Annotated in this window: 13 protein-coding genes and 1 rRNA gene; 13 read left to right on the top strand and 1 reads right to left on the bottom strand. The window is 57.1% G+C overall.

All coding sequences use genetic code 11. From position 1 onward, the window contains the following. Positions 1-156: 156 nt before the first annotated feature. The 3 genes from uvrB to AC50YL_RS35615 all read left to right on the top strand — a co-directional run bounded on the left by uvrB (position 157) and on the right by AC50YL_RS35615 (position 5,636). Entirely contained in the window at positions 157-2,160 is a 2,004-nt protein-coding gene (gene uvrB / locus AC50YL_RS35625) for an excinuclease ABC subunit UvrB (protein WP_494838129.1), read from the top strand. 21 nt (positions 2,161-2,181) lie between these two features. Next, positions 2,182-5,067, top strand: a complete 2,886-nt coding sequence (gene uvrA, locus AC50YL_RS35620; protein WP_494838127.1) for an excinuclease ABC subunit UvrA — start codon at positions 2,182-2,184, stop codon at positions 5,065-5,067. Between the two features lie 356 nt (positions 5,068-5,423). Continuing rightward, positions 5,424-5,636 carry a hypothetical protein gene (locus AC50YL_RS35615; RefSeq protein WP_161745682.1) on the top strand — a complete coding sequence of 71 codons (213 nt, stop codon included), beginning with the start codon at positions 5,424-5,426 and terminating at the stop codon, positions 5,634-5,636. A gap of 174 nt (positions 5,637-5,810) precedes the next feature. Here AC50YL_RS35615 and AC50YL_RS35610 read toward each other — a convergent pair whose 3' ends face one another. Next, complete coding sequence (locus tag AC50YL_RS35610; RefSeq protein ID WP_494838125.1) at positions 5,811-6,779, bottom strand: sugar phosphate isomerase/epimerase family protein; 969 nt, start codon at positions 6,777-6,779, stop codon at positions 5,811-5,813. 237 nt (positions 6,780-7,016) lie between these two features. On the opposite strand from AC50YL_RS35610, the gene AC50YL_RS35605 reads away from it, so the two are divergent. The 10 genes from AC50YL_RS35605 to AC50YL_RS35560 form a co-directional block, all read left to right on the top strand. Continuing rightward, positions 7,017-8,123: a S1C family serine protease gene (locus AC50YL_RS35605; RefSeq protein WP_494838124.1), complete on the top strand. Its 1,107-nt coding sequence runs from the start codon at positions 7,017-7,019 to the stop codon at positions 8,121-8,123. Positions 8,124-8,154: 31 nt separating this feature from the next. After that, positions 8,155-10,044 carry a stalk domain-containing protein gene (locus AC50YL_RS35600; RefSeq protein WP_494838122.1) on the top strand — a complete coding sequence of 630 codons (1,890 nt, stop codon included), beginning with the start codon at positions 8,155-8,157 and terminating at the stop codon, positions 10,042-10,044. Between the two features lie 192 nt (positions 10,045-10,236). Continuing rightward, a complete protein-coding gene (locus AC50YL_RS35595; RefSeq protein WP_494838121.1) occupies positions 10,237-12,756 on the top strand; it encodes a U32 family peptidase in 2,520 nt (839 codons plus the stop codon). 213 nt (positions 12,757-12,969) lie between these two features. Next, complete coding sequence (locus AC50YL_RS35590; RefSeq protein WP_494838119.1) at positions 12,970-14,742, top strand: AfsR/SARP family transcriptional regulator; 1,773 nt, start codon at positions 12,970-12,972, stop codon at positions 14,740-14,742. Beyond that, the gene (locus tag AC50YL_RS35585) at positions 14,733-16,898 is read left to right on the top strand and encodes an ATP-binding SpoIIE family protein phosphatase (protein ID WP_494838118.1); all 2,166 of its coding nucleotides are present in this window, start codon (positions 14,733-14,735) and stop codon (positions 16,896-16,898) included. Before AC50YL_RS35590 ends, AC50YL_RS35585 begins: the two co-directional genes overlap by 10 nt. Before the next feature lie 16 nt (positions 16,899-16,914). After that, entirely contained in the window at positions 16,915-17,283 is a 369-nt protein-coding gene (locus AC50YL_RS35580; RefSeq protein WP_494838116.1) for an STAS domain-containing protein, read from the top strand. Positions 17,284-17,316: 33 nt separating this feature from the next. Further along, a complete protein-coding gene (gene pcrB / locus AC50YL_RS35575; protein ID WP_494838114.1) occupies positions 17,317-18,030 on the top strand; it encodes a heptaprenylglyceryl phosphate synthase in 714 nt (237 codons plus the stop codon). Positions 18,031-18,345: 315 nt separating this feature from the next. Next, entirely contained in the window at positions 18,346-20,712 is a 2,367-nt protein-coding gene (pcrA, locus tag AC50YL_RS35570; protein WP_494838113.1) for a DNA helicase PcrA, read from the top strand. Positions 20,713-20,760: 48 nt separating this feature from the next. Further along, positions 20,761-22,806, top strand: a complete 2,046-nt coding sequence (gene ligA / locus AC50YL_RS35565) for an NAD-dependent DNA ligase LigA (RefSeq protein ID WP_494838111.1) — start codon at positions 20,761-20,763, stop codon at positions 22,804-22,806. Between the two features lie 362 nt (positions 22,807-23,168). Continuing rightward, positions 23,169-23,274: ribosomal RNA gene (locus AC50YL_RS35560) — 16S ribosomal RNA — on the top strand; the annotation flags it as partial.

Here is a 23,274-nt window from a genome sequence, read left to right as displayed (position 1 = left end):
ATTTCGCTATGCCGACGGATTTCTCCGGCGGGAGCTTGTTTGCGGAATCCTATTACCGTTTAATTTACCATGGCCGTCTATTTTTCCTGCATTTATTGGGCATACAAATTAATAGGCCTTTTCATAGAAGACATAGGATCGGGGTGTAGCAAACTTATGGTTGAACAGCAGGAACAAGGCAGGCTCTTCTCGCTCAAATCGGATTATACGCCGCAGGGCGACCAGCCGGAAGCCATCCGGCATCTCACGGCCGGGGTAAAGGCCGGTACGATGCATCAGACGCTGCTCGGCGCGACCGGGACGGGGAAGACGTATACGATCGCGAACACCATCGCGAAGCTGAACCGGCCCACGCTCGTCATCGCGCATAACAAGACGCTCGCGGCGCAGCTATGCAGCGAGTTCAAGGAGTTTTTCCCCGATAACGCGGTTTCCTATTTCGTCAGCTATTACGACTACTATCAACCGGAAGCTTACATCCCGTCCTCCGATACGTTCATCGAGAAGGATTCCAGCATCAATGACGAGATCGACAAGCTGCGCCACTCCGCGACCAGTTCCCTGTTCGAGCGGCGCGACGTGATTATCGTCGCGAGCGTGTCCTGCATCTACGGTCTCGGTTCCCCGATCGAGTACGGGAAGCTGGTTCTGAGCCTCCGGGTAGGCATGGAGAAGCCGCGCGACACGATTCTTCATAAGCTCGTCGACATTCAATATCAGCGCAACGACATTAACTTCATTCGCGGCACGTTCCGCGTTCGCGGCGACATCGTCGAGATTTTTCCGGTCGCGAACAACGAGCGCGCGATCCGCGTCGAGCTGTTCGGCGACGAGATCGAGCGCATCACCGAGATCGACGTGCTGACCGGCGAGATCGTCGGCGAGCGCGATCACGTCGCGATATTCCCGGCTTCTCACTTCGTCACGCACGAGGATACGATGAAGGTCGCGATCAAGAATATCGAACGCGAACTGGAAGATCGGCTGGCGGAGCTGCGCGAGCAAGGGAAGCTTTTGGAGCTGCAGCGACTCGAGCAGCGGACGCGGTACGACCTCGAGATGATGCAGGAGATGGGCTTCTGCAGCGGGATCGAGAACTATTCGGGACCGCTGACGTTCCGCGAGCGCGGCGCGACGCCGTATACACTGATGGATTATTTTCCGGACGACATGCTGATCGTCATCGACGAATCCCATGTCACCCTTCCGCAAATCCGGGCCATGTACAACGGCGACCGGGCGCGGAAAGAAGTGCTCGTGGAGCATGGATTCCGGTTGCCGTCGGCCATGGATAACCGTCCGCTTCGCTTCGAGGAATTCGAGAAGAAAGTGAAGCAGGCCATTTACGTATCGGCGACGCCGGGTCCATACGAGCTGGAACATTGCCCGGACATGATTCAACAGATCATTCGTCCGACCGGATTGCTCGATCCGATCGTCGAAGTGCGGAAGACGAAGGGGCAAATCGACGATCTGCTCGTCGAGATCCGCGACCGGATCGCCAAGGACGAACGCGTCCTGGTGACGACGCTGACGAAGAAGATGTCGGAGGATTTGACGGATTATCTGAAGGATGTCGGCATCAAGGTGCGGTACCTGCATTCCGATATCAAGACGCTGGAGCGGTTGGCGATTTTGCGCGATTTGCGGATCGGGACGTTCCACGTGCTCGTCGGGATCAACTTGCTCCGGGAAGGCTTGGATTTGCCGGAGGTATCGCTGGTCGCCATCTTGGACGCGGACAAAGAAGGCTTCCTTCGTTCCGAACGGTCCTTGATTCAAACGATGGGCCGCGCGGCGCGTAACTCGGAGGGCCGGGTTATCATGTATGCGGACCGCTACACGGATTCCATGAATACCGCCATCGGCGAGACGGAGCGCCGCCGCGCCATCCAGGAAGCGTATAACGAGGAGCATGGCGTTACGCCGCAGACGATCCGCAAGAAAGTGCATGACATCATCGAAGCGACAAAGGCGGCGGAGCAGAAGAGCGATTATCTGACGGGCGTCGGCGTCGACAAGATGTCGAAGAAAGAGCGTCAGTCGCTGCTGCAGCGCCTGGAGGCGGAGATGAAGGAAGCGGCCAAGAGCCTGCAGTTCGAACGTGCGGCGGAGCTTCGCGACGCGCTGCTTGAACTCAAAGCGGAATTGGGCCTGTAGGCCGGGAGGAGAGGTAAGAAAGTGGCTAGCGATTCGATCGTAATTAAAGGGGCAAGAGCCCACAATCTCAAAAACATCGACGTAACGATTCCACGCGACAAGTTCGTCGTGCTGACCGGACTCAGCGGTTCCGGCAAGTCTTCCCTGGCCTTCGACACCATTTACGCGGAGGGGCAGCGCCGGTATGTCGAATCGTTGTCGGCGTACGCGCGTCAATTTCTCGGACAGATGGAGAAGCCGGACGTCGATTCCATCGACGGGCTGTCGCCGGCAATATCCATCGACCAGAAGACGACGAGCCGCAACCCGCGTTCGACCGTCGGCACGGTTACGGAAATCTATGATTACCTGCGGTTGTTGTTCGCGCGCGTCGGGAAGCCGCATTGTCCGGATCACGGCATCGAGATCACGTCGCAGACCGTCGAGCAGATGGTCGACCGCATCATGGAATATCCGGAGCGCACGCGGCTGCAGATTTTGGCGCCGATCGTCTCCGGCCGCAAGGGCGAGCATTCCAAACTGCTTGCTGACGTGCAGAAGCAGGGTTTCGTGCGGGTTCGCGTGAACGGCGAGCTGCGCGAGCTGAGCGAGAGCATCGAGCTGGAGAAGAACAAGAAGCATAACATCGAAGTCGTCGTCGACCGGATCGTGGTGAAGGACGACGTTCACAGCCGGCTGGCGGATTCGCTCGAGACGGCGCTGAAGCTATCAGGCGGCCAGGTGCTCGTCGACGTCATGGAGAAGGAAGAGCTGCTGTTCAGCTCGAACCTGGCTTGTCCGATCTGCGGCTTCAGCATCGACGAATTGGCGCCGCGCATGTTCTCGTTCAACAGTCCTTACGGGGCTTGCCCGGACTGCGACGGCTTGGGCGCCAAAATGATCGTCGATCCCGATTTGCTCGTGCCGGATTCGACCAAGTCCATTGCCGAAGGCGCATTCGAGGCATGGGCGGGCAGCACGTCAAACTACTATCCGCAATTTCTGGATGCGGTGTGCAAGCATTACGATATCCCGCGCAACGTTCCGGTCGGCGAGCTGACGCCGGAACAAATGAAAAAGCTGCTGAACGGGACCGGAGGCGAGCGCGTTCGCTTCCGCTACACGAACGATTTTGGCCATGCCAAGGAAGCGCTCGTGCCGTTCGAAGGCATCGTCAACAACCTCGAGCGCCGTTACCGGGAGACGGGATCGGAAGGCATCCGCGAGCATATCGAGCAGTATATGAGCGCGAAACCATGCTCTGGCTGCAAGGGCCACCGTTTGCGGAAGGAAAGCTTGGCCGTCACTATCGGCAGCCAAAATATCTCGTTCGTGACTTCGCTTTCGATCGGCGAAGCGGAACGATTCTTTAACGCCCTTGATCTGACGGAGAAGGAGATGCTGATCGCGCATCTCATCCTCAAGGAAATCAACAGCCGGCTCGGCTTCCTCGTGAACGTCGGGTTGGAATACCTATCGCTGAACCGGGCTGCGGGTACGCTCTCCGGCGGAGAAGCGCAGCGGATTCGGCTGGCGACCCAGATCGGTTCGAGCCTCATGGGCGTTCTCTATATTCTCGACGAACCGAGCATCGGCTTGCATCAACGCGATAACGACAAGCTTATTCAGACGCTTCTGCACATGCGCGACCTGGGGAATACGCTCATCGTCGTCGAGCATGACGAAGATACGATGTTGGCGAGCGATTACGTCATCGATATCGGACCGGGTGCCGGCATTCACGGCGGCCAGGTCGTATCCATGGGGACGCCGAAGGAAGTCATGGCGGACGAGAATTCGCTGACGGGTGCTTACCTAAGCGGGCGCAAGTTTATCCCCGTGCCGCTGAAGCGGCGGGAGACCAACGGCAAGTGGCTGGAAGTACGCGGAGCCAAAGAGAACAATTTGAGAGGCGTCAACGCTAAGTTCCCGTTAGGGGTGTTCACGGCGGTCACAGGCGTCTCCGGCTCCGGAAAATCGACGCTGGTTAACGAGATCCTGTATAAGACGCTTGCGCGCGATCTCAACAAAGCGAAGGTTCGTCCCGGCGAGTACAAAGAACTCCGCGGCTTGGAGCATGTCGAGAAGGTCATCGATATCGATCAATCGCCGATCGGCCGGACGCCTCGCTCCAACCCGGCGACCTACACGGGCGTATTCGACGATATCCGTGATCTGTACGCGTCGACGAACGAAGCGAAGGTGCGGGGCTACAAGAAGGGCCGTTTCAGTTTCAACGTGAAAGGCGGCCGCTGCGAGTCCTGCCGCGGGGACGGCATCATCAAGATCGAGATGCACTTCCTCCCGGATGTATATGTCCCTTGCGAGATCTGCAAAGGCAAACGCTATAACCGCGAGACGCTCGACGTGAAGTACAAAGGCAAAAGCATCGCGGATCTGCTCGAAATGACCATCGAGGACGCCTGCGAGTTTTTCCGCAACGTGCCTCGTATTCACCGCAAGCTGCAGACGCTGCTCGATGTCGGTCTCGGGTATATGAACCTTGGCCAGCCGGCGACGACGCTTTCGGGCGGCGAAGCGCAGCGCGTGAAGCTGGCGGCGGAGCTGTATCGCCGGAGCACCGGCAAGATGCTTTATATTCTCGATGAACCGACGACGGGTCTGCATGTCGATGATATCGATCGACTGCTCGTCGTGCTCCATCGTTTGGTTGATTCAGGCGAATCGGTGCTGGTTATCGAGCATAACCTGGACGTCATCAAGACGGCGGACTACCTCTTGGATCTTGGACCGGAAGGCGGAAAGGGCGGCGGCATGATTGTGGCCACCGGTACGCCGGAAGAAGTGGTGAAAGTCGAAGGATCTTATACGGGCCGTTACTTGAAGCCGATTCTGGAGCGCGATCGCGAGCGTACGATCGCCCAGCACCGCGAGGTTCAAAGCGTTGCCGCAGGAGCCGAACAATAATAAAATAAGGGGCTGCCTGAACATGATGTACGGTGGTGCAGCCCCTTTTGCTGTTCCGTAGGTGTCGTCGCAATTCAATAGAACTAAATGAAAAGAACTGCTCGTTCCGTGGAACTCGGGATTCGGTGGTTCTTTTTCTGTGTGCCCAACCCTGCATTGTTTAAATCTTGAACAAAAAGGACAATTTAATGTTACGGAAGATCTTTATATAATGAAGCAGAGTTGATTATAATAAAAAAACCTGCAAAAAATGGTGACAAACTTGTTACGATTGTCGTTTGTGGCTTGCAACGAGCTCGTGATGAGGCTAACATGAGTAATATAGGCAACGTGCGAAAATAAGGAGGATCTACCCCATGTATCTTGCAGAGACTGCATCAACGGCACTCGCGAAATTCGATCCCATGGATATTATGATGCTGCTGTTTACGATCGTCATCTTTATCGGATTGGTTCGGTTGGTCATGAGCCCGAAGAAAAATAAGTTCGCCATCGGATGGGCGACCGTATCGTTTCTCGTGTTTGCATTCGCGAACTACGTGATGATCTTCAAAGTGTGGATCTCGTAATACACCCGCAGCACGCATAAGAACGGATTGCCCGATTGACCAAGCCGATGGGATCTTGAATGCCAAGATTCCAGCGGCTTTTTTCGTTCAAAAGCAACGGTAAAGCTAGCCCTTCGAATCAAGAAGCTCCGGCCAATTGGCCGGAGCTTCTTTGCGTGCTATTTTAGCGTGGGATTACACCCACCACATTTCGCCAAGCGGCTCGCGGATCAGGATGGATTGCAGGTTTTGCACGGCTTTCGAGAAGCCTTCGTCAACGGACATCAGGCCGTCTTCGTGCTCGATGCTGACGACGTAGTCGTAGCCGACGAGGCGAAGTGCGCTGATGATGTCGGACCAGACTTTCATGTCATGGCCGTAGCCGACGGTGCGGAACTGCCAAGCGCGGTCAAGCATAAGCGCGTAGGACTGCATGTCCGTCACGCCGTGACGGTTGACGTTGATCGGATCGATCGACGTGTCCTTGGCGTGGAAGTGATGAATCGCGCCGGCGCGTCCGAGAATGTGGATCGCTTGTACCGGATCGATGCCCTGCCACCACATATGGCTAGGGTCAAGGTTGGCGCCGATCGCGTCGCCGGCCGCTTCGCGCAGGCGAAGGAGCGTGGCTGGCGTGTGCACGGAGAAACCGCCGTGCAGCTCAAGGCCGATTTTGACGTTGCTTTCGGTAGCAAGCTTGCCGATTTCCGTCCAGTAAGGGATAACTTTGTTTTCCCACTGCCAATCCAGGATTTCCTGGTAATCGTTCGGCCATGGCGCAACCGGCCAGTTTGGATATTTGGCATCCTCATGGTCGCCCGGGCATCCGGAGAACGTGTTGACGACCGGAACGCCGAGCTTGGAAGCTAAAGCAATCGTTTTACGGATGACGGCATCATGCTCGCTCGAGATCGCTTTCTGCGGGTGCAGCGGGTTGGCGTGGCAGCTGAGCGCGCTGATCGTCAGGCCGCGGGAATCGACCGCATCCTTAAACGCTTTCAGCTTGCTTTCGTCGGCAAGCAATACGTCCGGATCGCAGTGCGCGTTGCCGGGGTAGCCGCCCGTGCCGATCTCGATGGCATCCAAGCCTTTGGCGGCAATGTAGTCCAAAGCGTCTTCAAACGACTTTTGCGCGAATAAAACGGCAAATACTCCGAGTTTCATACGTGTATAGTTACCTCCCAAATGGATATGTACTGCAGGTCTGCAATCCATTATAGCATGGGCAATTTCCAAGGGTAAGATTCCGAGGGGTCAATGACAAAAAAGCATATATAATGAGCAAAAATGAAAACGCTTATCATATTAAGTCCAATATTGTTATTTATAGGAAGTTATAGTAAAGTGGACCTATGAAACTAGTAAATATTCACTAGAGAGAAAAATGAAGGAGGAGCAGTAGTGAGGCACAAAGGATTACGGCTGGCAGGCATCATCGTTGCCGGAGCGCTGCTCACGGCAGGAACCGCGCTCGCAGCCGGGGGGACGGGGTCGACCCAACTGGAGGCAAAAGTCATCAACGGCGAGGTTTACGTGAAAGCAAGCTCGCTGACCAAATCGCTCGGAGGTACCGGCGCGTACGACGAGAACACGCATAGCTATGCGTACACGCCGCCGCAGTCGCAGGTTCCGGACGTGATCAAGAAAGTATCGCCGTCCGTCGTCGGCATTATCGGCAAGTACACGGACGATCGGTTCGCCTTGGAGCACGGAACGGGCGTTATTTGGAAATCCGACGGCTGGATTGTCACGAATGCCCATGTGGTCAAGGACATGAATAATATAGTCGTTGTAACCTCGGACGGCAAGCAATATCAAGGCAAGCGCATGAATATCGACGAAACGAGCGATTTGGCTCTCGTCAAAATCAACGCGACGAATTTAAAGCCGGCTGTCTTTGCTCCGGTGCCGCTTCAATTGCAGGTCGGCGAAACGGTTATTGCCATCGGAACGCCGGTATCCTTCTCGCTGCGGAACACGGCGACGACGGGCGTGTTGAGCGGGATGAACCGTTCCGTTTCTTCTTACTACAAGCTGCTTCAGACCGATGCGGCCATCAATCCCGGCAATAGCGGCGGTCCGCTCGTGAACATGAAGGGAGAGGTCATCGGCATTAACTCCCTGAAATTCGTCAGCGACGGCGTGGAAAGCCTCGGTTTCTCCATTCCGACCGATACCGTACGTTACATCGTCAATCAATTTTTCAAATACGGTCAAGTCATGCGTCCGTCGCTTGGCGTCGAACTGGAAGAAAGCTGGTCTGCGATTGTCGGCTTGCCGACGACCGAACCGCTTGAAATCAAGTCCATATGGGGGGCCGGGGCCAAGAAAGTCGGCCTGCAGCCGGGAGATCAGATTTTCTCGATCGCCGGAAAACAAGTTTCTTCCGTCGGTGAAGTCAATGAACTCCTTAAGTCGTATCTGCCCGGCCAACAGGTCGATATCTTGGTCCAAACAGACGGCGATCTCGTTACAAAGAAGCTGACATTATCCAACGCGCAATCCTAATTGTCCATTATAAGGAGAGAATATCCACTCAATGAAGAACAAGCTGCTCGCGCTACTCATTACCGCATGTATGTTATTCGCACTTATTCCAGCCGTGGCAGGCGCTTCCGCCGAGCCGCTTGAAATCAAACTGGCGATCGGCAGCCCGACGCTTTCGGTGAACGGGGCAACTTCCGCGATCCAAAAGCCGTTCAAATCGAACGGCACGACGATGGTTCCGCTGAGCGTGATTACAAAAGCATTCGGAGCAGGCCTCAATCTGGAGAAGAACAAGATCATCACGCTCTCCTACAATAAAACGAGCGTCGTGCTGACGATCGGCAGCAAAACCGTCAAGGTCAACGGCAGCCCGGTAACGCTGGCGGCAGAACCGAAAATCGTCAACAGCATCACCATGGTTCCGCTGCGGGTGATCGTATCGGCATTCGGCGCGACGCTGGACCTGAAGGGCAACGCCATTACGATTAAAGGCTTCAAAGCTTCCTCGTCGGCAAGCAACGGCTCGAACACGTCGGGGATCGATTCCGATGCAGGCAAAACCAAGGTTGGCGATAGTTATTATGGATGGACGATGAAGTACCCATCCGATCTCGTGCTTTCCGGTCAAAGCGATAACGGCAGCGAAATGACTTGGACTTCCGTGGCGGAAGACAGCAGCATCTATCTATCGATCGACGACGTCGACCAGGAGTATACGCGCCAAGAGCTGCGCGACCATATCAAAGAGTATTTCAACGACAGCGAATTTGCCGTAGATTCGACGACGATCGACATCGGAGGCTTGAGCTTCGAGAAAACCGTAAGCCGTGATCGCAACGGCTGGTATTTCGAATATCATGTCATTCAAGTGCAAAACCGCATTTATATGATCGCGGCAGGCGTTAAATCGGATTCCCGTGACGACTTGAACCAATACAAGGATCTTTTGGAGAGCTTCAAACCTTCCTTCTCTTCGATCGATAAGTCCGTGAAGGATATTTCCAAAGTCCAAAACGGTTTCTATACGGCGATCGATAAAGATTATGGATTGACGGTCAAGCTGCCGGTCAAATGGTTGCGTGCGAGCGATAGTCCGAATCCGACATTCCTGAGCGAGGACGGCTACATGGACTTCAATATCAGTTCGTTGGCATCCGGCGATACGGCGGAAGCTTGGCTGGCACGGAGCAAGGATGAATTAATGAACGAATTCGTATCCGATTACGTGCGGAACACGAATGAATCCACGATCAATATCGCGGACGGCACGGCTCAAGTATTGAGTTATGAATACTCATGGGACAAGAAAGAGTGGTATAAGGAGTACGAGATTTTCTTTATCTCCGGCCAACATAAGTATGAAGCCAATTTCTTTTATAAGATCGATGGAACTTCCGAGGGAGAAACATTGTACAATCAAATCGTCGGATCCTTGGATATCGATACCGCTTTCGTCGACAAAAATTTCAGCCAATTGGACGACGCGGACGAACTCGACCAGTTGACCGTCACGAAGACGAGCAAGAAATACGGATATTCCATCACGCTTCCGCAGTCCTGGTACGGCAGCAAGAAGGACTTCGAAGCGGAAGAAATTGATTACAGTGTTCCGTACGGCTCGTTCAACATCGCTATCGAGGACGAGATAACGGCGAGCGAGTATCCGCAAGTAATTCAAGTCGCCGTACAGCAAAGCGACGATTTGAAGCAAGCGGGCGCTTCCGTTAAATCAAGCACCGTGACAACGGTCGGCGGCACGACAGCGTATAAAGTCGTCTTAAGCCTGGACAAATTGGATATCCCGGTAACGATAACTTATTACGCATTTGATCATAACGGCAAAATGTATTTGCTTTCTTACTCGATCAGTCAAGCTGCCGATACGGATGCGAATCGAAGCAAGATCGAGACCGTAATCAACACCTTCAAATTCAACAGCTAAGCGCCTGCCGTTCAAGCGCCGCTGCTCGCCGCAAGCAATACGGCGCGCAGCGGCTTTTCTCTTTTTCCGCCGTGAGCAGCGGTGAATTGGGGTCTCCAGCCGTTTCCTCCCCGATGGCGGCTTTTGTTTAACGGCCCGCTCTGGTACACTGAAAACAAATAAGGGTTAATAGATAGGGATGAGACTAGTTATATGAATACGATAAACCGGCAAGACGTCGAGCTGCTGGCTCCGGCCGGCGATTGGGATTGCATGCGGGCGGCCGTGGCGAACGGGGCCGATGCCGTATTTTTCGGCGTAGAGAAATTTAATGCGCGGGCGCGGGCAAATAATTTTCAGACGGACGAACTCCCGGAAATCATGGCGTTCCTGCACAGTTACGGCGTGAAAGGGTTCCTGACGTTTAATATATTGGTATTCGAAAACGAATTGGAAGACGCGAAACGGCTGATGGATGCATGCATCGATGCGGGCGTGGACGCGGCAATCGTGCAAGATCTCGGGCTGGTGAAGCTGATCCGCGAACTGTCGCCGGATTTCCCGATCCACGGGTCAACGCAAATGACCATCACGTCCCCGGAAGCGGTGGAATTCACGAAGCCGTTCGACATCGAGCGGGTCGTACTGGGACGCGAGAACAATCTGAAGCAAATCAAGACGATCGGCGAACAAGCGAAGCTGCCGATGGAAGTATTCGTGCACGGCGCGCTGTGCGTGTCCTACTCCGGGCAGTGCTTAACCTCCGAGATGTGGGGCGGACGCTCCGCCAACCGCGGGGAATGCGCGCAAGCCTGCCGCCTGCCGTACGACCTGATGGTGGACGGCGTGCAGAAGCCGATGGGCGACGTGGCTTACCTGCTCTCGCCCAAGGATCTCGCGGCGGTCGAACTCGTGCCGGAACTGATCGAAGCGGGCGTGACGTCCTTCAAAATCGAAGGGCGTTTGAAAAGCCCCGAGTATGTGGCCAACGTCGTGAGCAAATACCGCAGGGCGATCGACAAATATTTCGACGGCGACCGTTCGGCGCCCTCTAAGGAAGATATCCGCGAGCTGCAGCAAAGCTTCTCCCGCGGTTTCACGTCCGGCTTTCTGGAAGGCACGAACAACAAGAAGCTGGTCGAAGGCACGTTTCCGAAAAGCCGCGGCGTGTACCTCGGTCGCGTGGAGCGCATTTTGCGCGACGCCGTCGTATGCCGCATCGACGCGCCTCTGAAGCGCGGAGACGGCATCGTCTTCGATGCAGGAGACCCGACGAAGAAGGAAGAAGGCGGCCGTGTCTACGATCTGCGCAGGCAAGGCGTCAAGCTGGAAGGCGAAGCGCAGGAAGGTACGATACTCGAGCTGGTGCCCGGACGCAACGATATCGACCTGCGCCGCGTTCATGTGGGCGACCGGATCTGGAAGACGAACGACCCTGCCTTGGATAAACGGCTGCGCGCCACCTTCGAGACGGAGAAGCCTTATCGCGTGTTTCCGCTGCATGTCGTCGTAGAGGGAGAACTGGGGCAGCCGCTTCGCACGCGGTGGACCGACGTGGAGAAAGGAAACACCGTCGAGATCGTCTCCGAGCTGCCGCTCGAGCATGCGGAGAAGCGCCCGATGGACGAGGCGCTTTTGCGCGAGCAATTCGGCCGCCTCGGCGGTACGGTGTATCAACTGGAGGCGATGGATGCCCGGCTGCAGGGAGACTTGATCGTGCCGATGCGCGAGCTGAACCGGATGCGGCGCGAAGCCGCCGAGGCGCTCGCGGGCGAGCGGCCGAAACCGCCCGTTTACGTGAAGCGCAGCGTCGACGCGTACGCCGACGTGCGGCGCGGCGGAACCTCGACATCTGCCGAAGTCGGCCAGGCTCCCAAGCTGACGGTGCTTTGCCGGAGCTTGCAGCAGCTGGAAGCGGCGGTGCGATCCGACAAAGTCGGCATGGTGTACGCCGATTTCGAATTCATCAAGCAGTTTCCCGCTGCAATGGAGCTTGCGCGAAGCGCCGGCAAGTCGATCGCGTTGGCGACGCCGCGGATCCATATGCCGGGCGAGAACGGCTACCATGCCAATATCCTCAAGCTGAAACCGGATGCGGTGTTGGTGCGCAATACGGGCGCCTTGTACTATTATCTCCGCGCCAAGGCGGCCAATCCGCTCGAGCCGTTCCCGCGGTTGATCGGGGATTTCTCGCTCAACGTGGCGAATCATAAGGCGTCGGACCTGTTCTTGGACGCAGGCTGCGATTTCATTACGCCTTCGTACGACCTGAACGTACAGCAGATGCTCGACCTGCTGCGCAGCAGCGACACGTCGCGAACCGAGGTCGTTATTCATCAGCATCTGCCAATGTTCCATACGGAGCACTGCGTCTACTGCACGTTCATGAGCGAGGGGACCGATTTCACGAACTGCGGCCGACCGTGCGAAGAGCACCGGGCATCGCTCCAGGACCGGATCGGCATGTCCCATCCCGTCCGGGTGGACGAAGGCTGCCGGAACACCGTATACAACGCCATCGAACAGTCCGGAGCGGAATATATGGCGCAGTTCCGGGATTTGGGCGTCCAATCGTTCCGCATCGAGTTTTTGGAAGAAACGGCGGACAAAGTCGAAGAAGTCATCGATTTGTACAGCGACGCGCTTGCCGGACGCATCGGCGGCACGCAGGTATGGCGCAGCCTCAAAGCGATTAACCAGCTTGGCGTGACGAGAGGCCAATTGGTGAAATAACGGCATCGTAGAGGAGAGACCTGCAATCGGGTCTCTCTTTTCGCTTGGAGGCGCGAAATTCTTGCATTATTCTTTCAACTTCGACAAAATCGAAAGGATTTTGGGACGGCGGGAGCGAATAGTAGCAACTATTAGCGCCATGAATGGGCCAAACGGAGGATTGCTATTTCGTAAGGCCGGATGTCAATAATAGAAGCGCGGTGAGGATGCCAAATGAATCAGAACAGCAATCATGTCACGCAGCAGGATCAATGGCTAGGTCAAGTCATGAAAATCGAACAGACGATTCTGGACGGACAGATGCCGCCCATCGGGCAGCTGCTGTCCATTCCGGCCGACATAAGAATGAAATCGCCGCTTCTCCTTCGCGCGGAATGCGAGAACGGATTATTGAACGGGCGCCTCATGGAGACGAAGCAGCGCCTGGAAGCGGCGTTGCGCGGCTTCGCAGCCCAAGCGGACGAGTCCGCGATGCTGGCCATGATGGCGATGCTGGGTCTGTTGTACGTGCAGGTCGGCGACCTGCATGAAGCGAAACCGTTCATGTCGCTGCTGGCGCAGGAGTGGGACCGCAATCCGGAAAATTGCAGCGGCTTCGTCCCGTGGGCGTTGGCCCGCGCATCGGCGAGCGCCGCGGGACGGCCGTCCCGGTTCGAGGAAGCGCGCAAGCTGCTGTTTGCCGCCGCGGAACGTTTCCGGGAAGAGGGCAGGCCGCTTTGGACGAGTTTCGTGCTGCTCGACTGCATGCTGTTCGACCCGCAGGAGCAGTCGCGGCCGGACTGGCCGTTCTGGATGAACTGGTTGAAACGTCACGCGGCGGAGCAGCCGGGGGCGGAAGCGGTCGTGCGGCTGCTTGCGAGCGAGAAGCCGGACGCGGGATTGTGCGAGGAGCTGCCGATACGTTATGCGTACTTGAGCAAGGCGGTGCTGCTGAATCGGGCGGAGGAGCAGCTGCCCGCGGCGCTGACCGACGATATCGAGAGCAGCATTTACGCAGCGTCGGCGGCAGTCGATAAGCGGCTTGCGGAAGGCCGGCAGGAGGCGGCGGCGGAATCGCTCGGGACGCTTAACCGGCTGCGCCGGACCGTGTCGACTCCGGCCATCGAGCGGCTGGTTGAAGATATGCGGAAGCGGGTGGCGGCTTCGGAAACCGCGAAGCCAAGACCGTTCCGCCCGGAGCCGGAACGCGACCCGAAGCGGGACCGCGAAGCCGCGGATGCCCTTCGGCATGCAGCGGAGACCGGCCTGAAATGGAACATCAAACTATTCGACGGCATCGGCTTCAGCGCCGATAACGGACCGATGGCCGAACCGGTGTGGAAGCGCCGGAAAGCCGGCGAATTGTTCGTCTACTTGCTGCTGCAGACGGGGTACAAAAGCAACCGGGAGCATGTCATCGAGCGGGTCTTCGGCGAAGGCGACCCCGCGAAGCGTTCCAACCAGCTTTACGTTACGCTGCACGATTTGCGTTCCGCGCTCAAAGAGATCGGTTTGCACGAAGAAACCGTGTATGCCAAGCGTGGCGTTATCGGCATTTCGGAGCAAATCGTCGAATCCGTCGACGTCGAGACGTTCATGACGCTGTCTCGCGTCGGGGATCAGCTTTGGATGGACGACCGGGAAGCGGCCAGCCGTCTCTATGACAAAGCATTGCCGCTGTACGGCATGCTAGGCACGGAGCTCCCCCACGCGGATTGGCTGGACCGCGCGAGAGAACAGTTGATGGATCGGCAGACGACGATGATCAAGCGGCTGGCGGCGTTCTACGGCGAGCAGAACGACGAAGCGCGCGAGGAGCAGCAGCTATCGGATTGGATCGCGCTGCGGCCCGATCAGGAGGAGGCGTACGAAGCCATGATCAGGCTTTGCTTGCGAAGCGGCCGGCGCGTGGAGGCAATTGGCTGGTACCGGCGCCTGGAGCGTATTTGCAGGGAAGAGCTCGGTACGGAGCCGCTGGAAGAGGTTAGGCGATTGCTATGGCCTTGACGAACGAGCGGCAGTATCAAGCCGCCTACCATAACGGAACCCTGCTCAACCGCCTGCTCGCCGTTTATCTGATCACGATGCTGGCCGGCGTTGTCATTTTGCAGGGCGACACGATCTTGGCCTCGCATTTCGGGAAGATGTTTCCGTTCCCTCTTGTCATCGTAAGCTTGGGCGCGCTCATACTCGCGTTTGCGCTCCTTTGCGTCACGGCTCTTCGGCTGAAACCGGTCTTCGGACTGCTGCAAACCAATCTCGGCCAGGATTCCGATGCGAATGCGGAGAGCCGAACGAATACGGCGCTGCGCCGGCTGTACCGGCTGCCATATGAGCTGCTCGGCGGGATCTTCATCGTCGGGCTGTCGTTTTCGATCGTGTTTCACGGCCTTGACATCTTGCGGAACCTTGCCCGAGCGGAATTGGACGGGCTGCGGCTGTTGGGAACCATCGTAGGCGAGCAAAGCTTGTTTATTTTCATCGCCATCGTTTTGTTTACGTCCGTGCGGCGCATTCTGAGGCCGGTGCTGATGCGGCTGCAGCCGCTGCCCGGGGGATTCGACGGCCGCTCGTCCGTCGCGCAGCCGCTCGTCATTACCTATACCTGCACGTTCGTGGTCACGATCCTCAGCTTGATTCAGCTGGCGATCGTCACGGCGAGGCCGCACAGCGCGCTGGATCCCTACAAATTTGGCATCATCGCGCTGTTTTATTTTATAATGGGGTTAAGCTTGTTCTGCTACGTGACGATGCAATTCAGGCAGGAGCTGCGGGTGCTGATCCGCGGCATCCGCGGATTGGTCGGCGGCCACGAGCTGCCGAGAAACGGGGCGGCGGCGGTCGTGCACGACGAGGCGGGGGAGCTTGCCATCGCCTACAACGAGCTTCAAAACCGGATCAACCGGGAATACGAATCGCTTGAACGCGAACTGAAGCTGGCCTATAACGTCCAGCAAAAGCTGCTTCCTCCCGGCGATTTGACCATCGGCGCTTATCGGATAACGGCGCGTTGTCAGTCCTACAGCGAAGTAGGCGGGGATTTCTTCGACGTGGTATCCCTCGGACCGAGCCGCTTCGCGATCATGATCGGCGACGTGTCCGGCAAAGGCATGCCCGCCGCGCTCCTCATGTCCGCCCAGCTGCTCGTCTTTCGTTCCGAAATCCGCCGAAACGGCAGTCCCTCCGAGGTGCTTGCGCGCATGAACCGGCAGCTCTGCGAAGCGATGGGCGAGGAAGGCTCCGTGACGATCGGCGTGGGCGTCATCGACTTGACGAACAATCAGGTGCAGTATGCGAGCGCAGGTCATTTGTCGCCTTACGTCATCGCGAAGGACGGGCATTTTAATGCGGTCGACTGCAGCTCGCTTCCGATCGGCATCGACCCGGAAGCCGTCTATGAGGAGTTCAGCCTGCAGCTCGAGGACGGCGACCGTTTTCTTCTGTATACCGACGGCTTGATCGAGGCCGTCAATCAAAGCGGGGAGATGTACAGCTTTGAAGGCCTGGAAGCGGAGCTGGCGACATGGAAGCCCGCCATGGATCTGGCCGTCGTCATCGATGATTGGCTCGCACGCGTCGACCGGGAGTGCGGCCCGGGCCAAGACGACCGGACCGTCGTCGTCCTGGAATTAGCCGGCGAATACCGGAGCGTGCTTTCGAAGCTGAATCTGTCCCCGGAAGAGCGCGGAGCGGCGGTCGGCGCGTTCGACAATCCGTTCATGTCGCGGGAATGGTCGCTGCGCAGCAAGCTTGGCGACGAACGGCTGATTTCCATGAAGCTCGGCGACTGGATGGAAGAGCGGTGGCCGGAGAGCGACATTCGCGAGGATGTGCAGAGCGCGCTGTGCGAAGCGATGATTAATGCCATTGAACATGGCAACAAGCTGCAGCCGAATAAATACGTGACGGTCATAGCCCAGGTCGGGAGCATGCTGGCGGTATGCCGGATTTATGACGAGGGCGGGGGGTACTTCCCGCATCTTTCCAGGGACGAAGGAGAGATGCGCAAGAAGCTGGAGTCCGAGGATCCTCGCGGATGGGGGCTCGTCATGATCGATTCGCTGGCGGACTATTGGACGACGGGACGGGACGAGCGCGGCTTTTATACCGAGCTGTATTTTATGCGCAAATCGACCCAGGCTCCGAACGGGCAGCCTACATAGAAAGGAAGTAGACGAAGTGGCAGAACAACCGTTTTCGATGCATACGCGAAAATTTCCGGGCGGCATGGTGCTCGAACTGAGCGGCGATTTGACCAAGTCGGCGGAGGCGAAGCTGATCGCCGGCTTGGAGCAGGAAGCGGAGCTTGGCCGCGGCATTCGGTTCCTGGCGCTTGATTTGACCAAGGTGGATTATATCAACAGCGGAGGGATGGCCGTGCTCATTAGGCTTGCCCGGATGGGCGGCAAAGCGGGCGCCCACACGTTTTCCTGGGGTGTCACGTCCCATTACGAGAAGCTCTTCCGCATGGTAGGGCTGACGGAGTATTTGATGATTTATCCGAACGAGTTCGCGGTCATGCAGCGGATTGAAGCGCTTAATCTTTAACGGCGCAAAGCAACTGGGTAGTGGAGGGTAGTCATGGAGCTGCAATCGGCGATATACGAACATTGGCGGCATGTGTTCAAGCTGGATCCCGAACGCGAGATCAGCGACGAGCGGCTGGACGCGGTGTGCATGTCCGGAACGGATGCCGTGATCGTTGGCGGCACGACGGGCGTCACGTTCGATAACACGGTCGATCTCATGTCGCGCATCCGGCGCTACGAAGTGCCGTGCGCGCTGGAGGTGTCCAGCGAGGAGGCGGCCGTTCCCGGCTTCGACCATTATTTCGTTCCGCTCGTGCTGAACACGGACCGTGCGGAATGGATGGCGGGCAGGCAGATCGGAGCGCTTCGCAAATTCGGCGCGTTCATTCCGTGGGAGATCACTTCGGCGGAGGGCTACCTGATCTTGAACGGGGAAGCCGAGGCGGCCAAGTTGACCGGAGCGCGCGCTGAGCTTGATGCGGAGACCGTCACCGCGCATATTTATTTAGCGGACAAGCTGATGAGGCTGCCGATCGTGTATATGGAGTACAGCGGGATATTCGGAGACATGGCGCTCGTCAAGCGCGCGACGAGACTCGTATCGGGCGCGCGAGTATTTTACGGCGGCGGCATCGACGATGCGGATAAAGCGAGACAGGCCGCGGAGGCGGCGCATACCGTCATCGTCGGCAATGCGATCTACGACAACCTGGAGGCGGCGTTATCGACGGTCTCCGCGGTTGCGGAGGTGCCCAGCGGCAGATAAAGCAAGACCAACACGGCTGTGATAACGAATCGGGCATATGCGATGCGGTCCCTCGTTACATGGCCGTTTTGTTTTGACGCGGCGCTTCATGTAGCAGGGTGCATTGGTCAAAAACAGGAAACGACCGTCTTTTGCAGAAAGCAATCAGCAGCTAGGGAACGGTCGTTTCTGCCTCTGCGGGATGATCGGGATTCATGTCCGACCGGCGGGCGGCGTATGCAATCCTGCCCAGCCAATTCTAATTGACACATCCCGGGCGGTTGTCTAGACTGAAGGATAGGCGAACAAATGCGAACAAAGGAGTTAACGTTCACTATGTTGAATGAATTTAGCATCGATCAAGCTGTCAGTAAATTGAACCCGCCGCAGCGCGCGGCCGTTCAGGCGACAGAAGGGCCGCTGCTCATTATGGCGGGAGCGGGAAGCGGCAAGACGCGCGTGCTGACGCACCGCATTGCTTATTTGATGGAGAAGAGACGCGTAGCGCCCTGGAGCATCCTGGCGATTACCTTTACCAATAAAGCGGCGCGGGAGATGCAGCAGCGGGTCGGCGCGCTCGTCGGCGCGTCCGCGCAGGACATATGGGTGTCCACGTTCCACTCCATGTGCGTGCGGATCTTGCGCCGGGACATCGGCCGGATCGGATTCACGAACAGCTTTTCCATCCTGGATTCGGCGGATCAGCTGTCGGTCATCCGCAACTGCATGAAGGAATTGAACATCGACACGAAGAAATTCGAACCGAAGAGCGTGCAGGCGGCGCTCGGCGGCGCGAAGAACGAATTGATATCGCCCGAGCAGTTCGAGTTGAAGATCGGCGATTATTTCGACGGCATCGTCGCCAAGGTATATACGCTCTATCAGAAGAAGCTCAAGAGCAACAACTCCCTCGATTTCGACGATTTGATCATGAAGACGATCCAGCTTTTCAAGGACGAGCCGGACGTGCTGACCTTCTACCAAAATAAATTCCGTTATATTCACGTCGACGAATATCAGGATACGAACCGCGCGCAATATATGTTATGCAAAATGCTTGCCTCCAAGCATCATAACATCTGCGTCGTCGGCGACAGCGACCAGTCGATTTACCGCTGGCGGGGCGCGGACATTTCGAATATTTTGAACTTCGAGGAAGATTACCCCGAAGCCAAAGCGATCCTCCTGGAGCAGAACTACCGCTCGACGTCCAACATTCTGAACGCGGCGAACGCCGTCATCAAGCTCAACAGCAGCCGCAAGGACAAGAAGCTGTGGACGGATCAGGGCGAAGGCGAATCCATCACGGTGTACCAGGCCGACACGGAGCACGACGAAGGCTATTTCGTCACGGGACAAATTCGCCAGCAGGTGAACAAAGGACGCCATTATGCCGATCACGCGATTCTTTACCGTACGAACGCGCAGTCGCGGGTCATCGAGGAAACGCTCATCAAATCCGATATCCCGTACCAGATCGTAGGCGGCGTGAAGTTCTACGACCGCAAAGAGATCAAGGATCTGCTCGCGTACCTGAGGCTGATTTCGAATCCCGACGACGATGTCTGCTTCCAACGGATCGTCAACGTGCCGAAGCGGGGAATCGGGGACACGACGGTCGCGAAGCTGTTCGATGAAGCGGGCCTCCGCGGCGTATCGGTCTTCAATCTGCTGGAGCAATTGGATTGGCTCGAGCTGACGGGCCGCGCGCGCACGGCGCTGCGGGAATTCCGGGAGATCATTCTCAACCTGACGCGAATGGTGGAATACCTGTCCGTGACGGAATTGACGGAGAAGATCCTGGAGCTGAGCGGCTATCGCGAAGAGCTGCAGCGCGAGAATACGCTGGAATCGAAAGCGCGCCTCGAGAATATCGACGAGTTCTTGTCCGTGACGCAGGATTTCGAGAAGCGCAACGAGGACAAGTCGCTCGTGGCGTTCCTGACGGATCTGGCGCTCATCGCCGACATCGATACGATGGATGCGGAGGAGCCGGAGAATGGCGTGAAGGACGCCGTCGTGCTGATGACGATGCACAGCGCCAAAGGATTGGAGTTTCCGATCGTCTTCATCATCGGGATGGAGGAAGGCGTCTTCCCGCACAGCCGCGCGCTGAACGACAACGATGAGCTGGAAGAAGAGCGCCGCCTCGCGTACGTCGGGATCACGCGCGCGGAGAAGCAGCTGTTCCTGACCAGCGCGCGGATGCGGACGCTTTTTGGGCGGACGAATGCCAACATGCCTTCGCGCTTCCTGCGCGAGGTGCCCGACGAGCTGAAGTCGGACGCTTCCGCCGTAGGCCGCGGCCGACCGGCAGGCGGCGGGATCGGCTTTGCCGGAGGCAGCCGCACGAGCGCATTGGGATCGCCGGGCGGGGGTTTTGGTTTTAGAGGCAATGCCGCAACGCCGCCGCGCCCGGGTCCGGGACAGCAGCGCACGTCAGCGCCTGCAGGCAGCAGCGGCGTGCGCGTGACGACTCCGATGGACGGCGCGCGCAATGCCGCAGGAGGGGGAGCGGCCGCCCAGGGCGGAGGCGACTTTGCGGCTGGCGACAAAGTTTCCCACGGCAAGTGGGGCATCGGCACGGTCGTCTCAGTTCGCGGAGTCGGCAACGATAAAGAGCTTCAAATCGCCTTCCCGGCACCGGTCGGCCTGAAGAAGCTGCTTTCGAGCTTCGCGCCGATTACGAAAGTAACGACTTAGCAAGACTATTAAATACAATTCGATGCGTGCATGAAAGGGAGGACGTCAATGACGACTGCGATGGAACCGGGACAGAACGCCGATCCGGCGAAGCTTATGCGCATGCGCGAGCTGGTCGATCTGCTTACGCTCCACAGCCATAACTATTACACGCTCGATCAGCCGACGATCAGCGACAAGCAGTACGACGAGCTCTACGATGAGCTTGCGGCACTGGAGCAGCAAACCGGAAGCGCGCTCGCGGATTCCCCGACCCAGCGGGTAGGCGGCGATATATTGAAGGGCTTCGAGCCGCACCGGCACCTTTCGCGGTTATGGAGTCTGGATAAGGCGCAGGACGCCGAGGATCTGCTGGCCTGGAACGCGCGCATGCGCAAAGCAGTCGCGGACTTCAACGCCAAGAACCCGGAACTGCCTCCTTTACCCGAGCCAAGCTACGTCATCGAGCTCAAATTCGACGGGCTGACGCTGAATTTGACGTATGACGGCGGGAACCTTATCCAAGCTTCCACGCGCGGCAACGGCACAGTCGGAGAAGGCATTTTGGCGCAGGTCAAGACGATTCGCTCCATTCCGCTCACCATCCCGTTCACGGACGGCCTTATTGAGGTTCAGGGCGAAGGCATCATGAACCTGTCCGTGCTGGAAGCATACAACCTGACGGCCGCGGATCCGCTGAAGAACGCCCGCAATGCGGCAGCCGGCGCGCTTCGCAACCAAAACCCCAGGATTACGGCGGAGCGCAAGCTGAGTGCGTTCTTTTACAATGTCGGATACGCGGAAGGCGTTTCTTTCGATACGCACCAAGAGATGATTCGATTTCTCCGCGACAATCGATTCAAAGTGAACGGCTATACGACCTACTGGTCCACGATCGAAGAGGTGCAGGCGGAGCTGGAGCGCGTCGCCGCAGGCCGCCACGAACACGATTTCCTCATCGACGGAGCCGTCGTGAAATTAACCGATATGCGCACGCGCGAAGTACTCGGCTACACGGATAAATTCCCGCGCTGGGCGGTAGCCTTCAAATTCGAGGCCGAAGAGACGACGACGATCCTGGAATCCGTCTCATGGGAAGTCGGACGCACGGGCAAGATCACGCCGGTCGCGCGCGTCGAAGCGGTCGATCTCGCGGGCGTTACCGTGCAGAACTGCACCCTCAATAACGTAGGCGACATTGAACGTAAAAACCTGAAGTTCGCGCTGGGCACTCCTGTGTTTATTCGCCGTTCGAATGACGTCATCCCTGAGATTCTGGGCAAAGCGGACGATGAGCCCGGTCAGGAAATCGTCATCCCGACGGAATGCCCTTCCTGCGGAACGCCGCTCGAGCTGCGCGGAGCGCATCTGTTCTGCAACAACAAGCTTGGCTGCAGACCGCAAACGATCGGCCGCATTACGCATTTCTCCTCGCGGGACGCGATGGATATCGAGTCCTTCAGCATCATGACGGCGGAGCAGCTGTTCGACGAATGCGGCGTGCGCGATCCGGCGGATCTTTATGAGCTCACCTACGATAACTTGATCGGCTTGGATCGGTTTGGCGACCGAAAGGCCCGCAAATTAATCGAGGCGCTGGAGAAATCCAAGGACCGGGATCTCGCCGCATTCTTGTTTGCGCTTGGTATCCCGAACACGGGCAAAGCGACGACAAAGATGTTGGCCGAGCATTTCCGCAATCTGGCCGCCATACGAGCTGCCGAAGTTGAGGAGCTGATCGGGCTGCCCGACGTCGGCGGAATCGTGGCCGAAAGCATCAATTCCTATTTCCGGGATCCGGTGATCGCGGAGAGCCTCGACCGCATGCTCGCGCTGGGAATCAAGGCAGAGGGCGAGCATAGCGCGCCTGCGAGAACGGACAGCGTGTTCAGCGGCAAGACCGTCGTGTTGACGGGGACCTTGTCTATAATGACGCGTGATGAAGCGGCCAAGAAACTGGAGGCGCTCGGCGCCAAGATCAGCGGCAGCGTGTCGAAGAAGACCGATTACGTGATCGCCGGGGAAAGCGCCGGCAGCAAGCTGACCAAAGCGCAAGATCTCGGAGTCGCGGTCATTGAAGACGAGCAGGAGTTCCTGAGAATGCTGGGTGAATAAAGGATGAGGAGACCGTGTTTGAACCATGAAAGGTCCAGACGCGGTCTTGTCATATTTTACAAGTTGTAATTAGTTTTCGATTGTGGTAGATTATTTCTTGTCGCTTTTGAGGCGAACGACAACATCGATTAACAACTTTCGACAAGAAAGTAAAAAAGATGTTGACGAACGAGGGAATTGCTGATAATATACTTTCTTGTGACCACGAAAGTGATCGCGAGTAAAACAAGTTCTTTGAAAACTGAACATATGGATCACGTCAGATTCAACAATTGCTTTAAACGGTTGGCTTTGGCCAATTCGTACAAGCTAGCATGTAATGAGCTAACAAGCTTGTTCTATACATTGGTCTTCGGACCACTTTTATGGAGAGTTTGATCCTGGCTCAGGACGAACGCTGGCGGCGTGCCTAATACATGCAAGTCGAGCGGAGTTACCCTTCGGGGTAGCTTAGCGGCGGACGGGTGA

The organism is Paenibacillus sp. J22P277 (assembly GCF_059383675.1).
This window is presented reverse-complemented; position numbering and strand designations above follow the sequence as displayed.

What these genes read in the sequence shown, in the direction of transcription:
- pcrB (WP_494838114.1), top strand. Translation starts at nt 17,317, where the DNA reads ATGGAGCTGCAATCGGCGATATACGAACATTGGCGGCATGTGTTCAAG.
- AC50YL_RS35615 (WP_161745682.1), top strand. Translation starts at nt 5,424, where the DNA reads ATGTATCTTGCAGAGACTGCATCAACGGCACTCGCGAAATTCGATCCC.
- AC50YL_RS35595 (WP_494838121.1), top strand. Translation starts at nt 10,237, where the DNA reads ATGAATACGATAAACCGGCAAGACGTCGAGCTGCTGGCTCCGGCCGGC.
- AC50YL_RS35610 (WP_494838125.1), bottom strand. Translation starts at nt 6,779, where the DNA reads ATGAAACTCGGAGTATTTGCCGTTTTATTCGCGCAAAAGTCGTTTGAA.
- AC50YL_RS35585 (WP_494838118.1), top strand. Translation starts at nt 14,733, where the DNA reads ATGGCCTTGACGAACGAGCGGCAGTATCAAGCCGCCTACCATAACGGA.
- AC50YL_RS35600 (WP_494838122.1), top strand. Translation starts at nt 8,155, where the DNA reads ATGAAGAACAAGCTGCTCGCGCTACTCATTACCGCATGTATGTTATTC.
- uvrB (WP_494838129.1), top strand. Translation starts at nt 157, where the DNA reads ATGGTTGAACAGCAGGAACAAGGCAGGCTCTTCTCGCTCAAATCGGAT.
- AC50YL_RS35590 (WP_494838119.1), top strand. Translation starts at nt 12,970, where the DNA reads ATGAATCAGAACAGCAATCATGTCACGCAGCAGGATCAATGGCTAGGT.
- ligA (WP_494838111.1), top strand. Translation starts at nt 20,761, where the DNA reads ATGACGACTGCGATGGAACCGGGACAGAACGCCGATCCGGCGAAGCTT.
- pcrA (WP_494838113.1), top strand. Translation starts at nt 18,346, where the DNA reads ATGTTGAATGAATTTAGCATCGATCAAGCTGTCAGTAAATTGAACCCG.